Source organism: Ochrobactrum sp. AN78, from assembly GCF_029909885.1.
In the GTDB taxonomy this organism is placed as follows: Bacteria; Pseudomonadota; Alphaproteobacteria; order Rhizobiales; family Rhizobiaceae; genus Brucella; species Brucella quorumnocens.
Genome location: NZ_JASAMU010000007.1, coordinates 136,630 through 150,676, shown reverse-complemented (window position 1 = coordinate 150,676; position 14,047 = coordinate 136,630). Strand labels below are relative to the sequence as shown.

Sequence of the window (14,047 nt, the reverse complement as noted above, 5' to 3'; positions counted from 1 at the left end):
GGGAGGAAATGGTGAGAGTTTGGTTGGAAGCTTGCCGGGGTCAGCTCCGCTTGAACTTGTCTGCCAGAAGCAAGACAACTGTGACGATAGTTAGAACCACAACGGAAACGGCAGCCAGTGTCGGATTGAGCTGCAGGATCATGTCGTCCCACATCTGTTTAGGCAGCGTTGATTTCAGTCCACCACTCACAAAGATCGCGATAGTCAGTTCATCAAAGGATGTGACGAAGGCGAACAGAAATGCAGAGACGATGCCGCCGCTAATCAGTGGAACGGTGATCAGCCGCAATGTTTGGAAGCGACCTGCGCCCAAGGACAATGCTGCCTGATCGAGCCGCCAGTCGTAACTTTTCAATACAGCGGCAATCGCAACGAAGGTGAATGGAATAGACAGAACCGTATGACCAATCACCAAGCCTGTGTTGGTTGCGACTAAGCCAATCTGTGCGAACAGATAGAACAGGCCCACTGCGATGACGATACGTGGAACGATCATCGGCGCCAGCATGAAGGCGAAGATCAGTCCACTCCAGCGCGAGCGGGAACGTGCAACTGCAAGCGCTGCAAATCCACCAATAAGTGTTGCAAGAATGGCTGTGACGAAGGCTACGCCGAAAGATCGTACAGTGGCAGATGTCCAGATCGGAGAGTTGAAATAGGTCTCAAACCAGCGAAGGCTGTAGCCCGGAGGTGGGAACTCCAGGAAGTTGGAGCTGGTGAATGCAATCGGGATCACAAGCAAAGTTGGCGCGATCAGGAATACCAGCACTGCTGTTACATAGGCCGGAAGAATATGCAGGCGCGGCGGCAGATGGTCGCTGAAAATTGCCGTAACGCTCGCGAGCTTTTCGAGGAACACAAGGCCCCAACGGCGCAGAATACTGTCAGAAGTCGCGTCGCGTGTTCCTGCACCCGATGAGAGTGAGGACAGGCCGAAGAGATGATTGTAAATCCAGCAGGCGAGCATGGCCGTGACCAGCAGCATCGTGGCAAGCACGCCAGCAAAGGCCCAATTTACCAGCTCCTGCACCTGCACGATGATCAGCTGAGCCAGCATTGTTTGCTGACGTCCGCCGAGGAAAGCCGGTACGATAAAGAAACCGAGCGAGGTGATGAAGGTGAGCAACCCACCCGCAGCCATTCCGGGAATCGACAGAGGGAAATAGACCATCCAGAACCGGTGTGAGTTTCCTGCACCAAGAGTGCCCGCCGCCTGGCCGAGCCTGCGGTCAATGCCTGCCATGACTGGCATCATGGTGAGTACAGCCAGCGGCATCATGGCATGGACCATACCGACGATCACGCCGAACTCGTTATACATTAATGGCAATGGCCCGTTGATCAGCCCGGCACCGCTCAACAGCCGGTTCAAGATGCCATCATTGCCGAGAAGCAACATCCAGGAAAACGTCTTGACGAGATAGCTGGTCCAGAAGGGAACGAGCACCAGCAACAGCATCTGATTGCGACGGCTTTCTTTCAGGCCCGAAAGCCAATAAGCAAGCGGATATCCCAACAGCAGAGAAAATAGGGCCGTCAGGGCTGCAATACGAAATGTGATGCTGAGAATGCGCCAATAGACCTCAGTGTCGATTAGGCGCGCATAGTGAACAGTTGTCAGAGTTCCACTGGTGTCTTGAACACTCAGCGCGAGAAGACGGAACACTGGCACCAGAAAAAAGATGCACAGAAAAGCGATTGCCGGAAGCGCCAGCCACAACGGTCCGAATTTGAATGGACCCGATTTCAGAAAGGCGGGCAAGCCAGATTTGTTTGTTGCTGTATTCATGCCACCAACACCGCTTGCTGATTGTGCCAGTGATAGGTAATCGGATCACCCGCAGATGGCATGTCGCTTACGCCATCATGAAGAACGATAATTGTCTCACCACCCTTCAGGGTGACAAGAAGGCGGGTATCGGAACCGACGTAGACGACTTCAGAAACAGTTCCGCTGATATTGCTGACTTTGGAGTTGTCATTATTGCCCTGTTTCATCTGTTCTGGGCGCAGAACGATGTGTGCTTCACTGCCGACCGGAAGCTTATGCTTATTGAGAACGGAGAACTGTCCATGTTGCGTTTCAACGAGAGCGTGATCGGCTAACTGTTCAGTTATTTTACCGCCAAGAATATTGGACATGCCTATAAACTTCGCCGCAAACACGCTGGCCGGTTCGCTGTAAATCTGGCGTGGCGTGCCTAACTGTTCAATCTTGGCATGATTCATCAGGCAGATGCGGTCGGAGAGAACCAGCGCTTCTTCCTGATCATGTGTTACGTAGATGACCGTTGTTCCGAATTCGCGATGCAGGCGCTTGATTTCAAACTGCATATGTTCGCGCAGGTTCTTGTCCAATGCGCCAAGCGGTTCATCCATCAAAATAATCTGCGGGCGGTAAACGAAGCAGCGGGCGAGAGCCACGCGCTGCTGTTGCCCACCAGAAAGCTCGCGCGGAAAGCGCGACGCGAATTTTTCGAGCTGCACCTTGGCCAGTGTTTCCGAAACACGAGCGCTGACTTCCTTTGAGTTTGTACCACGCATTTTCAACGGAAAGGCAATGTTCTCGCTGACCGTCATGTGTGGAAACAGCGCGTAATGCTGAAACACCAAACCCATGTCGCGTTTGTTCACCGCCGTGTGGGTGTAGTTTTTCCCATCAACCCACAGCTCGCCGTGGGTAGGCTCCACCAGACCGGAGATCATCTGCAAAAGCGTGGTTTTCCCGGAACCAGAAGGGCCAAGAAGGGTGACAAACTCGCCGGTATTGACGGTCAGGTTGCTGGGCTCAAGAGCTGTGACGCTGCCATACTCTTTGCCAAGTCCCTTAATCAGCATCTTCGGGTTTTCTTGTGGTGTTTCTGCATTCATGTGGGAACCCTGGATACGCTGATAGCAGCGCAAATTAGTGTAATGTTCATCGGGGGATGCAGACAAACACTTTGCGGACTGCTTTCACGTCACGTGAAAGCAGGGCAGTGTGGTCGTCTGGAAGCGTATGTAAGCCTGTCTTAAAACAGCAACCAGCTATTGAACCGCTCAGTCATTTCCGCGCGGTTGGCGCTCCACCAGTCTTCATCCGCAAGGCGCATTTTGCTGATGTTGTGTGGTGCAGTTGGCAGAATTTTCGCGCGCTCAGCCGGGATGAAGTCGTAAGCCTTCTTGTTAGTGGGGCCGTAAGCAAGCTCTTCAGTAAACAGTGCCTGCTGTTCCGGGCGCGCACAGAACTTGATGAACTCGCGTGCTTGATCTGCGCGTGGATTGCCTTTTGGAATGGCCCATCCTTCGATGGAATAAAGTCCCTGATCCCAATGGATTTCGGCAGCTACATTGCCATCTATTGCCGACTGCAGACGAGCATTCCATCCGCTGATCATTGAAACTTCACCGCTTTGCAGGAGCTGTGTCGATTGTGCGCCGCCTGTCCACCACACGGAGATGTGATCCTTAATCTTGTCAAGGCTGGCAAAGGCGCGATCAACGTCCAGCGGATAAAGCTCTGCGAGCGGAACCCCATCGGCAAGCAGTGCCTGCTCAAGTGTGTCGATTGGGTTTTTGCGCAAGGAACGGCGTCCGGGGAACTTTTCAACATTCCAGTAGTCGGTCCAGCTTTGCGGAATATTATCTTTCAACAGGTCCGTGCGGGTCGCAAAGATGTGGCAATAGATCGTGATGCCGAGAAAATCGTCAAAGACGGCTTCCGGCATGATGTCTGGCACCTGATCCTTGGTGATGCCGGTCGGTTCCAGTAGACTTGATTCGGAAAGGATTTTACGCGCCGAAAGTGTCAGCGTGCTCAAATCCCAAATGTAGCTCTTCGTTTCAACGATGGACTTGAACTGTGCTGTCGGCTCCGCTTCGCGGGCAACATTGACAATCTTGATGCCGGTTTCTTTTTCAAACGGATCGTAAAATGCCTTGCGGAAAGCGCTGTTAAACGGGCCACCCGGATCAGCCAGCGTCAGTGTTGACTGAGCGTAAGCAGGGCGGAGAATAGCGGGTGTTGCAAGTGCTGCGGTGGCGCCTGCAAGCAAAGTGCGGCGGGTCAGCGTGAATGGTGATTTCGTAGTCATGATGCTCCCTTTATTATTCTTTCAAAACGTTCTGGTGTTCTGAAGGGGTTCCCCTGCCTAAGCAGTTTTAATTCTGATCGGTGTGCCGATCTTATAGTGCGGGAATTAGCGTTCACCACATCCCGCAGACTTTGATACAGTTAAAAATCAGGATGCCTTGCGGGCCTGACGGGCAGCAAAAAATGCTTCCATCATGCGGGCAGGTTCGCCTGTTGCGTAAGCTTCGCGCTGAATACGTACGCCAGCGGAAAGCGCATCCTGCAGGCCCGGTTCGGTCATTTCATAGAAACGCTGACGGTTAAGACGCATTGCGACTGGCGGCTTACCAGCTAGTTCTTCGCCCAATGCCTGTGCTGCAGCATGAACCTGATCCTGTGGAACGATGGTGTTGATGAGGCCAATCTGATGCGCTTCGTTTGAATCGAGCAAACGACCTGTGAGAACCAGATCCACTGTACGGGCAAAACCGATCATTTCACGCATAATCCACGAACCAGTGGTTGTCGGAATACCGGAATTGATTTCCGGCTGCCCGATGCGAACATCCGCATGAGCAATGCGGATATCGCAAAGAAGAGCGACCTGAAAGGCAGAACCGGCGGCGACGCCGTTCAGCGCTGCAATGATCGGCTTGGATAGAGTTCTGATCCGCGTGTAGAGCTTTTCCCACTCTCCGATCCAGACTTCGGCACGATCGGCATCGAATGTCTTAGTTTCGTTCAGGTCTTGGCCCGCTCCGAAGGCACGTTCACCGGCTCCGGTCAGAATTACAGCCTTCACCGCTGTATTTTCTTCTGCAGCCTGAAAAGCTTCGATTAGCTGATTGCGCATCGTAACGTTCCACGCATTCATCACTTCTGGTCGGTTCAACGTGATCGTCAGTACCGAATTTTTAAGTGAGGTGAGGATGAACTCAGGCATCTATGTGTTCCCATCGACTATTGTAATGCAATAACTACTATTGTATTTTGAATTTTGTAATTGTAGTTTGTCAAGGCTGTTTTAGTAATTTATGGAAAAGGCATGACGAAGCGGGAGCAATGCTCGACCGTTTCAAGGCCAGTTTGTTTGTGTATAAATAGGCGGTAAATCGCTCTTAGGTCAGGGCGTGGTAATGAAAGAACCAGTGGATTTGACAAAAGAACAGCAATCGAAATCGCCGGAAGATTCAGCAGATGCTAGCGGCGAAAACTCTGGTCGTGGTGACGCGCTTATGGTGCGGTCTGTGGAAAAGGCTTTCCGCGTTCTGGGGGCTTTTAACTCGGATCAGTCTACGTTGAGCCTATCCCAAATTGTTACTCTGACAGACCTTGATATGAGTGCGGCACAGCGGTTTACCCATACGCTGATGAAACTTGGATTTCTCGCGAAAGATCCAGTCACACGCCAGTTCGAGTTGACGGCAAAGACGCTGGATTTAGGTTTTCACTATGTTCGGGCAAACAAGCTGATTGATCGTGCGATGCCCTATTTGCAGCATCTGAGCAAAGAAACAGAAGAAACGATCAATCTCACAGTGCCCGATGGCACCGAGATTGTATTTGTGTCGCGTTTTCTGAGCCGTCATGTGCTGAATACCGACGTTATCATCGGCACACGAATGCCTGCCTATTGCACTGCTCCAGGACTGGCGATTCTCTCGCGCTTGCCTGAAGAGGAAGCACAGGCGATTCTTGATCAGACTCAGTTCCGTAGCTTCAACGCCAATACGATCATCGATCCGAAAGTGATCATGGATGATATTCGTCGCTTCCGCGAAGACGGTTACGCGACTGCGTTTGAGCAGGTTTATCATGGAGACGGGTCGATTGCATCGGCGATTACTGGGCCGAACGGGCGGCCCATTGCTGCAATCAACATTGCAGCATCGCTGGCGCGGTATTCGCGCGAGGATATCGTTTCGCGTTTCAGCCCCTATGTGATTGCGGCTTCAAGGACGATTTCCAAAGCCTGACGCCACGCGCTACCAATACCGTCGTAACAACAGACGGTATCCCACTCTGTCGCAGGTTCTAAAAACACCGTTGACAGATTTGTTGCCATGCGAAATGTTTGTATAAAAATAATAGATATTGCATTGCAATAGCAAATGGGGAATCAAATGAATGCGACGCCTTCAAAAGGGCAGCTCGTTGCCGCAGTTGCGCCAACGGGCAAGCCCCTGACTTTTGCTTTTGACGGAGTTGAAATTCAGGGATTTGAGGGGCAATCGGTTCTCGCAGCACTTCTGCAGAGTGGCCATGTGTTGCGCTATTCCGAATTTGACGGAATGCCGCGTGCGGGGTTTTGTCTTATGGCTGCTTGTCAGGATTGCTGGGTGTGGACGTCCGAGGGGAAACGTCTGAGGTCCTGTTCAACCGGCTTGCATCAGGGCATGAACTTGTTGAGCCGCTTTGAAGCTTGGGGGCAGTCATGATGCGACCTCTCATCGTCGGATCAGGTCCTGCTGGTATCAGTGCTGCCCAAACCGTTGTCGATAATGCGAAGCTGATTGAACAACTGACCGGCCAGATTGTGAAGCCAGTTGTGCTGAGCGAAGCTAAGTTTCCAGGCGGTCAGGGATTGCATAGGCTCAATTCGCGGATGGGATTTGACCCTCGGAAATTATATAGAAATGAAGAGGCGAAATATCGGAACTTTCATGAAAATGCCGATGCGCTGATCGAGCAAATCGATTACCGTCCGCTTACGACCGTCTGGTCACTTTATGAAGGTACAGCCTTTGTAGAAAGTGCGGGTGAAGTGGATGAGCTACCTTATTCGCATGTGATTATTGCGACTGGTGCAACTGATAAGGTCATGCCGTTTAAGGGCTGGACCCTGCCGGGAGTTTATTCGCTCGGTGGGTCGCAGGTTGCCTTAAAAGATCAGGGCAGTTTCATCGGCCGAAAAGTGGTGTTTGCAGGCAGCTCGCCGCTGCTGCTTCTGGCTGCATTACAATATCATCGGCTGGGCGCAAAAAACATTGTGGTGCTGGACACGACACCGTTTCGCGCGAAACTCAGCGCCTTGCCCGGTCTGCGACACAGCTTCAAAACGGCGTGGCAAGGTGCGCGCTATATGGCCGAGTTGAAGAGCGCAGGAATTCCAATTCACAGCGGCGTTGTACTCGAAGAGGTTCGAGGCGAAACCCACGTTGAAAGTCTTCTCTACCGCGACCGGAAAGGCCGTACCCAGAAGCTCGATTGTGATGCGATTGCTCTGGGATATGGGCTCCGTGCCGAAACCCAGCTTGCTGAACTTGCCGGTTGTCGTTTTGAATTTGACAGCGATTTTCGGCAGTGGCTACCTGCTACTGATATGGATGGTCGCGGCGCTGAAGGCGTCTATCTGGCGGGCGATGGCGCTTCAATCGGTGGGGCCGATTGTGCAATTCAAAGCGGAAAGCTGGCAGCGCTTGCGATGATTGAAGACATTGCTGTTAAGGCAAGCGTGACGATGCCGCAAGTCGCGAGGGCCGAATTGCAACAAGCAAAACGCCGAACCAGTCATGCCGTTCGTCAGTACCGAGCATTCCAGCGCAATCTTGCCCAGATATTCCGCTGGCCTGTCGATAATGTGTCTGTGATCAGTGACGATACTGTTGTCTGTCGCTGCGAAGGCGTTTTAGCTGGCGACATCAGACAGAGTATAGCTAAAGAAGTCGGCCCTGTTGAAGTGAACCGTGTGAAGGCAATTACCCGCTGCGGCATGGGGCGTTGTCAGGGACGCTTCTGCGGTCTGGCGCTCGCGGAAATTACATCACAGGCAAGTGGTCGTCCGATTGAAGATGTCGGTCGGCTGCGCGCGCAGGCGCCGGTCAAGCCACTTAATGTTGGCGCTGCACGAGTTGTTTCATCATGACATCGGCAAGAGAAACACAAACGCTTGTCATCGGCGGCGGTTTGAATGGGGCATTCACGGCCCTTTTTCTGGCGCGGGCCGGACATCGTGTGACGGTTCTTGAAAAGGGATATGTTGGCGCGCAGTCGAGTGGTGCCAATTTTGGCAATCTGCGTTTGCAGGGGCGTGATGTCCGGCAATATCCACTCTCCTTGCGGGCGCAGGAATTATGGGAGCAACTCGATCAGCTTATCGGTGATACATGCGAATATGACCGTTCGGGACATATCTATCTTGCCTATAATGATGAGGAAGTGGACAAACTTGAAGCTTATGCAAAAACTTCGCGTCAGTTTGGTCTGCAAATCGAAGATTTGGACGGCGCCGAGATACGCAGGCGTTACCCCTATCTGAGTGACAAAATCGTCGCGGGAACTTATTCAGCGCGTGATGCGACAGCAAATCCGCGCCTTACTACGCCAGCCGTTATGCGCGCGGCAAGGGCACTTGGGGCTGAGCTGATTGAAAACTGCGAATTTTTGACGGCAAAGACCATGCGAAATGGCTTTGTGGTTGAAACGCAGTCGCATGGCATATTTAGGTCTGATCAGCTGGTCAACGCAGCCGGAGCTTGGGGTAGAGCCATTGCTCAGCAATTTGATGAGGAAACACCGCTTTTCTCAGCCGGGCCCCCGCAATTTGTGACCGAGCCTTTGCCTTACTTCATCCGCCCATCGGTACAGGCGGTGGCGGGTAACGTCATTTTCCGTCAGATCCCGCGTGGGAATGTCATTGTTGCGGGCTATCCTCGCACGGCCAGTGATCTCAAGCATCAACGTACCGTGGTTCCGCCATTGAAAACCCTTGCCGGAATGAGGAGCCTTGCTGAAGTTGCACCTGTGCTGGGTGATGCGCAGGTCATCCGGGTATGGTCAGGCATGGAGGGCTATCTGCCAGACATGATCCCGATCATTAGTCCAAGCGCTACAACGCAAGGGCTTTTTCATGCTTTCGGCTGTTGCGGTCACGGGTTTCAGATTGCTCCGGGCGTAGGTGCAGTTCTTGCCGAGATGATCCTGCATGGAAGTTCCGAAACGCCCGTTGGCGATTTCTCGATCCATCGCTTTCACGATGCAGTTGTCGCTCACGATAAAATCAAAAAAGAGTTCGATTAAGTTGCTGTGTTGCGCCGATAAGTTCTCGCGTATCGGCGCATTGCAATTGCGATCATTTAAGAAAGTGTCAGAAGCGCGTCGGCGGCATCACCATCTATGATGAGGCCGTTGACAATGCCGCTTTTTAACAGCGCTTTTGCTGCCGCTGCTTTTTCTTGACCGGCGATAAGCAACACCACTTGAACTTTCTGCAACTCTTCAAAACCAAGCGCTATGGTGCGCTGGTTCATTTCATGATCGATCTGGCGACCTTCCTCGTCAAAGAAGATGCCGTTGGTATCACCAATCGCCCCAGCAGCCCGCAAGCTTTCCAATTCGGATTTGCTCAGCATGTTCTGACGGCGTAACAATGAATCCTCGGTCAGTTCACCAGCACTGATGAAGCAGACCGAAACGGTGCGGGCGATCTCCATTGCACGTGCGACTGAGCGTTGGGAGATCAGCACCTTTCTGTCTTCTGCAGAATCGGCGATGAACGGCACTGGCAGGAAAAAGCCCTGTCCACCAGTGCGGCGGGCCAACATATGCACAACCTCAAACGGATTATAGGCAGAGTTTGCCGTCAGCGATCCCATGACCGAAATGAACCGGGCTTGCGGTGCGCGTACACCCGCTAGTTGTAGTGTCATCTGTTCAATGGTGCGGCCCCATCCTGTGCCCACTGTCGCTTCCTGATTGTCAGCCAGAAAATTCTTGAGGTAAGTTGCAGCTGCAACGCCAACGGCTCGGAACGAAACCTGCTTGCGAATTTCTGAAGCTGTATCGTCCGCCGCATCGAAGCCAAATGGTGGCGTAGAAACGCAAAAATTCAATCCAAAGCGCTGCATCAGCGCATTCTCGACGGGTAGTGTACCTGCATTCTGATGATCGATAGAAATACTGACAAGACCACTTTCGCGGGCTTCACCGAGGATTTTGTTTACGCGGGCACGCGTTAATCCCAGTCTGGAAGCAGTCGCCTCCTGGTTGAATCCTCCAACGTAATAGAGCCACGCCACGCGCACCATCAGGCCGTCTTCAGATTCACTCATTGGTCCCTCACTCGATTACCTGGTTCGAAATTACAAATGTATTTCTATTTGACATTTGTAATTTGTCGACGCTTAATATCAAATATTCCGAGGGACAAGAGCGCGAAAGAGCGACCGGGTCAATTGGAATGCGGGACTGACGCGATAGCGGGATGAGGACGTCTTTCTCTGGAGGAGCAGAGTCTGACGACCGCGCTACGACAGTTTTGGAGGAGCAGCGAAGGTAACGCGGGGCGTGTGTAGCTTTCGCTGAAAGCGTCTGGGGTAGATGCGGCATCAAAAGCGATGACGTCACTAAACTGAGGTGCGGAAGTTTAACAATTTGAAGCTGGACAGTGGAGCCAACCACGTCACTTCTGGGAGGAATAAAATGGGATCGGGATTTTTCAAGAAATCTGTCGCTGTTGCAGCTTTGGCCGTGCTGATGGGCACTGCGAGCGCATCGGCGACTAATGTTGCATGGGTGCATTCCAATGCTGCCGCACAGTCTGAACAGCGTGCGAAGGCCGGCTTTGATGCATGGCTGAAGGAAACCGCCAAGGACTGGAAGATTAGTGTTCTTGATAGCGGTGGCTCCGGCGAGCGCACGGCTTCTAATATTCAGGATGCTGCCTCGCGTGGCGTGGATGCGATCATCGTCAGCATGTCCGATCTGCGCGCATCGCGCGCTGCCATCGATGCAGCTGTTGCCGCTAAAATTCCGGTTTTCGCTATCGATAGCGGTCAGGTCGATGGCGTGCTCGTCGATGTGACGACCAATAACTGGGCCATGTCAGCGTCGGTATCTCCTTATCTGCTCAACGAAATGGGCGGAAAAGGCAATCTTATTTTCCTGCGTATGGCGGAGCATCATGGTACGCGCAAACGCGGTGACGTTATGGCGACGGTTCTGAAGGAATATCCTGAAATTAAGGTCATCGCCGAACACAATATCGACTATACGGCCTTCTTCGAAGACACCACCAGTACCATGCAGGACTATGCTTCGCGCTTTGGTGAAGAGATCAACGCCGTATGGGCACCTTGGGACGAGCCAGCACAGGCCGCTATCAATTCGCTCACCGCAGCAGGCCTTAAGAATGTGAAAGTCATCGGTATTGATGGCCATCCACAAGCCATCGAGGAAGTCTGCAAGCCAGATAGCCTTATGATCGCAACGGTTTCTCAGCCTTTTGAAAAGATGGGCGCACAGACTGGCGAATGGATCGAAAGCATCGTGGTCAAGAAGGAAGATGCCGCAACTGTCATTCCGTCCAAAACCGTCTATCTCGATGCGCCGCTTGTAACAAAGCAGAACTGCAAGGACTTCCTCCCGAAGAAATAGGCACCCATGCCTGCAACTGGCCGGGGCGTGTTCGTTCCGCGTTCCGGCCTCTTTTTCTGAAACTCGAAATTTATCCACGGGAGTTCTTCGATGGCCGTGAGCCTTTCACAGATCGTCATGTCCTATCCCGGCACGCTGGCACTCGACCAGGTCAGCGCTGAATTCCGATTTGATGAGGTGCATGGCCTGATCGGAGAAAATGGTGCCGGGAAGACCACGTTGGTCAGCATTCTTGGCGGCAGCAAAAGCCCAACTTCTGGCAATATCACCATCGATGGGACAGAGGTTAAGCTTAGCAGTGCCGGTGACGCTCTGCGCAAAGGTATTGCACATGTCTCACAGGAAGGTAGCCTTGTCCCCGGTTTGACTGCTGCGCAGAACATTCTGCTTGGCGACGAGCCGCGCATGGGATTTGGCGTCATCGACAAGAAAAAACTTGTCGCTCGCGCAGAAGAACTTCTCAAGCGCTGGTTTCCGCAAGTTTCCATCGATCTCGATAAACAGGTCGATATGCTGCCGATGGCAGATCAGAAAATTATCGAAATTATCCGCGCTCTGCGCGGCAATGTGCGACTGCTCATTCTGGATGAACCAACGGCAACATTACCCGCTCGCGAAAAAGAGAGCCTTTGGGAAATCATCAAAACCTTGCCACAACAAGGCGTTGGTATCGTCCTGATCAGCCACTTTCTGTCCGAAATAAAAGCGCTGAGTGATCGCATTACCGTTCTGCGGGATGGTCGGCATATCGCGACTCTTCAGGCCGAAGATTCGAGCGAAGCGCACTTGATCGACCTGATGCTTCAGCGTTCTGGCGGTAAGGACACCGTCGAACAGGACTTTCAACATACCCGCAATCTTGGACCGGTGGTTTTGGAGGTCAGTGACTGGCACACGGGCGGCGTCAGTGCCGATCATTTTGTCATCCGCGCGGGCGAGATCGTCGGATTTATCGGTTTGACGGGAGCAGGGCATTTTGGCTTCGCCCGCTCACTTTATGCTGCGAGCGGAGTGACTTCTGGAACGTGTCGGTTTCAGGGCGAGGTGCTCAGCAAAGTCGATGCCCGAACCATGCAGAAGAACGGTGTTGCGCTCGTCCCCGACCATCGCATGGAGAACTCTCTCATCGGCGATTGGGATGTGCGGGAAAATCTCGCAATGGTCCATCCGTCGCACGCGACTTTGGGCGGTACAGGCATATTGTCTATGCGCCGCGAAGCAAATGAAGCCGATCGCACAATGCAGCTTATGAACGTCAAAGCGCAGTCACGCAGCCAGTTCGTGAAAGATCTGAGTGGCGGCAACAAACAAAAAGTTTCGATCGGCAAATGGCTTTATGGCGCTGACAATCATTATCGTTTGATGATCTTCATCGAGCCCACGGAAGGTGTCGATATTGGTGCCAAGCGCGAGATTCACGCACAGATGCGCAGGCTTGCCGACAAGGGTGTCGCTATTCTCGTTACCACATCCGATCTTCTGGAAATCGCTGACGTGGCAGACCGCGTCATTCCCTTCGTGAATGGCAAGCCCGGACCTCAGATCGAGCGCGGCACGTTTTCCGAAGCGAAGTTTATTGCTGCAATGGCAGGAGTTACCTCATGAATGCCCGATCTTCAGCGGTTTCACCGCAATCATCCCGTCACGCCCAGAGCTTCGGTAAAAAACTGAAAGGCGAATGGCTGCTCAAATATAGTACGCTCTTCGTGCTGTTTCTCTTGTTTGCAGGATTCTCGCTGACGGTTGATCGCTTTCTGACAACAAACAATCTGCTCAATATTATCCAACAGATTTCTATGCTGACGATAGTGGGCGCTGGGCTGACCTTCGGATTTGCGGCTCGTGAGATGGACTTATCGGTTGGCTACATGGTCGGCATGGCGGGTATTCTGGTGCCGCTTATGCTGGTTGCAGGATTTCCTTTGCCTGTGGCCTTGCTTGCCGGTCTGGGGGCCGGTCTGGTGGTTGGCTCCGTCAACGCAATTTTGGTCACATTTGTCGGCGTGCCGTCGCTTATTGCTACATTGGCCATAGGCTCAATCCTCTACGGCATCAACTTTCTGATGACTGGTGGGCGCGCTATCTATGGCGGACTGCCGGCGAATTATCTCTGGCTCGGCCAGGGGCAGCTGTTCGGAATTCCGGTGCTCGCTTATGCCATGGTGATCGTGGTTCTCTTTGCCTGGTTCCTAATGGAACGCACCGTGTTCGGTCGTTACATTTATGCCGTGGGCGGCAATCTGAAAGCTGCAGAGCTTTCGGGCGTAAATGGTCGCTTCTATCGCGCTGCGGCTCTTGTTGCCTGCTCGATTTTTGCAGCGGTAGCGGGTGCACTTCTTGCAGCACGGCTTGGCTCAGGGCAGCCAAATGCAGGCGAACGCTACCTGCTCGACGGTCTTGCCACCGTGTTCATCGGCATGACGATGTTCCGTCCGGGCACAGCCACAATCGCAGGCACATTTTTCGGCGCACTCTTTATCGGTGTCATCAATAACGGCCTCAACCTCATTGGCATGGATACATACATCCAGAGCATTGTGAAGGGCCTCATTATTCTCGTAGCGGTCGCAGTTGTTTCGCGCACCACCAAATTGAAGCTCCTTTGAGAGCACACGCAAGGCA

At 52.8% G+C, this 14,047-nt stretch carries 12 protein-coding genes; 7 read left to right on the top strand and 5 right to left on the bottom strand.

The features are described from left to right. Positions 1–40: 40 nt before the first annotated feature. The 4 genes from QBD00_RS14845 to QBD00_RS14830 all read right to left on the bottom strand — a co-directional run bounded on the left by QBD00_RS14845 (position 41) and on the right by QBD00_RS14830 (position 4,994). Positions 41–1,789, bottom strand: coding sequence for an ABC transporter permease subunit (locus tag QBD00_RS14845; protein WP_264231461.1), 1,749 nt, complete (start codon positions 1,787–1,789; stop codon positions 41–43). After that, the gene (locus QBD00_RS14840; RefSeq protein ID WP_264231460.1) at positions 1,786–2,871 is read right to left on the bottom strand and encodes an ABC transporter ATP-binding protein; all 1,086 of its coding nucleotides are present in this window, start codon (positions 2,869–2,871) and stop codon (positions 1,786–1,788) included. Before QBD00_RS14840 ends, QBD00_RS14845 begins: the two co-directional genes overlap by 4 nt. 140 nt (positions 2,872–3,011) lie before the next feature. Beyond that, the gene (locus QBD00_RS14835; protein ID WP_318579888.1) at positions 3,012–4,073 is read right to left on the bottom strand and encodes an ABC transporter substrate-binding protein; all 1,062 of its coding nucleotides are present in this window, start codon (positions 4,071–4,073) and stop codon (positions 3,012–3,014) included. A 147-nt stretch (positions 4,074–4,220) separates the two neighbouring features. Further along, on the bottom strand, positions 4,221–4,994 hold the full coding sequence (locus tag QBD00_RS14830) for an enoyl-CoA hydratase/isomerase family protein (RefSeq protein ID WP_318579887.1): 774 nt from the start codon (positions 4,992–4,994) through the stop codon (positions 4,221–4,223). A gap of 193 nt (positions 4,995–5,187) precedes the next feature. Here QBD00_RS14830 and QBD00_RS14825 point away from each other — a divergent pair, with 193 nt between their 5' ends. The 4 genes from QBD00_RS14825 to QBD00_RS14810 all read left to right on the top strand — a co-directional run bounded on the left by QBD00_RS14825 (position 5,188) and on the right by QBD00_RS14810 (position 9,070). Further along, the gene (locus tag QBD00_RS14825) at positions 5,188–6,027 is read left to right on the top strand and encodes an IclR family transcriptional regulator (RefSeq protein WP_264231457.1); all 840 of its coding nucleotides are present in this window, start codon (positions 5,188–5,190) and stop codon (positions 6,025–6,027) included. Positions 6,028–6,174: 147 nt separating this feature from the next. After that, positions 6,175–6,489 carry a (2Fe-2S)-binding protein gene (locus QBD00_RS14820; protein ID WP_318579886.1) on the top strand — a complete coding sequence of 105 codons (315 nt, stop codon included), beginning with the start codon at positions 6,175–6,177 and terminating at the stop codon, positions 6,487–6,489. Beyond that, entirely contained in the window at positions 6,486–7,916 is a 1,431-nt protein-coding gene (locus QBD00_RS14815; RefSeq protein WP_318579885.1) for an NAD(P)/FAD-dependent oxidoreductase, read from the top strand. Before QBD00_RS14820 ends, QBD00_RS14815 begins: the two co-directional genes overlap by 4 nt. Then, positions 7,913–9,070, top strand: a complete 1,158-nt coding sequence (locus QBD00_RS14810) for an FAD-binding oxidoreductase (protein ID WP_318579884.1) — start codon at positions 7,913–7,915, stop codon at positions 9,068–9,070. The genes QBD00_RS14815 and QBD00_RS14810 overlap by 4 nt, the downstream gene beginning before the upstream one ends. A gap of 56 nt (positions 9,071–9,126) precedes the next feature. Here the strand turns inward: QBD00_RS14810 and QBD00_RS14805 are convergent, their stop codons facing one another. Continuing rightward, complete coding sequence (locus QBD00_RS14805; protein WP_264231452.1) at positions 9,127–10,101, bottom strand: sugar-binding transcriptional regulator; 975 nt, start codon at positions 10,099–10,101, stop codon at positions 9,127–9,129. A gap of 370 nt (positions 10,102–10,471) precedes the next feature. On the opposite strand from QBD00_RS14805, the gene QBD00_RS14800 reads away from it, so the two are divergent. The 3 genes from QBD00_RS14800 to QBD00_RS14790 all read left to right on the top strand — a co-directional run bounded on the left by QBD00_RS14800 (position 10,472) and on the right by QBD00_RS14790 (position 14,031). Further along, positions 10,472–11,425: a sugar ABC transporter substrate-binding protein gene (locus tag QBD00_RS14800; RefSeq protein WP_264231451.1), complete on the top strand. Its 954-nt coding sequence runs from the start codon at positions 10,472–10,474 to the stop codon at positions 11,423–11,425. Between the two features lie 90 nt (positions 11,426–11,515). Further along, positions 11,516–13,030 carry a sugar ABC transporter ATP-binding protein gene (locus QBD00_RS14795; RefSeq protein ID WP_318579883.1) on the top strand — a complete coding sequence of 505 codons (1,515 nt, stop codon included), beginning with the start codon at positions 11,516–11,518 and terminating at the stop codon, positions 13,028–13,030. Next, on the top strand, positions 13,027–14,031 hold the full coding sequence (locus tag QBD00_RS14790) for an ABC transporter permease (protein ID WP_318579882.1): 1,005 nt from the start codon (positions 13,027–13,029) through the stop codon (positions 14,029–14,031). The genes QBD00_RS14795 and QBD00_RS14790 overlap by 4 nt, the downstream gene beginning before the upstream one ends. Positions 14,032–14,047: the final 16 nt, after the last annotated feature.

Bases quoted from the DNA above. Each gene is read 5' to 3' on its own strand.
- QBD00_RS14805 (WP_264231452.1), bottom strand. From the start codon at position 10,101: ATGAGTGAATCTGAAGACGGCCTGATGGTGCGCGTGGCGTGGCTCTAT.
- QBD00_RS14815 (WP_318579885.1), top strand. From the start codon at position 6,486: ATGATGCGACCTCTCATCGTCGGATCAGGTCCTGCTGGTATCAGTGCT.
- QBD00_RS14820 (WP_318579886.1), top strand. From the start codon at position 6,175: ATGAATGCGACGCCTTCAAAAGGGCAGCTCGTTGCCGCAGTTGCGCCA.
- QBD00_RS14795 (WP_318579883.1), top strand. From the start codon at position 11,516: ATGGCCGTGAGCCTTTCACAGATCGTCATGTCCTATCCCGGCACGCTG.
- QBD00_RS14830 (WP_318579887.1), bottom strand. From the start codon at position 4,994: ATGCCTGAGTTCATCCTCACCTCACTTAAAAATTCGGTACTGACGATC.
- QBD00_RS14845 (WP_264231461.1), bottom strand. From the start codon at position 1,789: ATGAATACAGCAACAAACAAATCTGGCTTGCCCGCCTTTCTGAAATCG.
- QBD00_RS14810 (WP_318579884.1), top strand. From the start codon at position 7,913: ATGACATCGGCAAGAGAAACACAAACGCTTGTCATCGGCGGCGGTTTG.
- QBD00_RS14790 (WP_318579882.1), top strand. From the start codon at position 13,027: ATGAATGCCCGATCTTCAGCGGTTTCACCGCAATCATCCCGTCACGCC.
- QBD00_RS14800 (WP_264231451.1), top strand. From the start codon at position 10,472: ATGGGATCGGGATTTTTCAAGAAATCTGTCGCTGTTGCAGCTTTGGCC.
- QBD00_RS14825 (WP_264231457.1), top strand. From the start codon at position 5,188: ATGAAAGAACCAGTGGATTTGACAAAAGAACAGCAATCGAAATCGCCG.
- QBD00_RS14835 (WP_318579888.1), bottom strand. From the start codon at position 4,073: ATGACTACGAAATCACCATTCACGCTGACCCGCCGCACTTTGCTTGCA.
- QBD00_RS14840 (WP_264231460.1), bottom strand. From the start codon at position 2,871: ATGAATGCAGAAACACCACAAGAAAACCCGAAGATGCTGATTAAGGGA.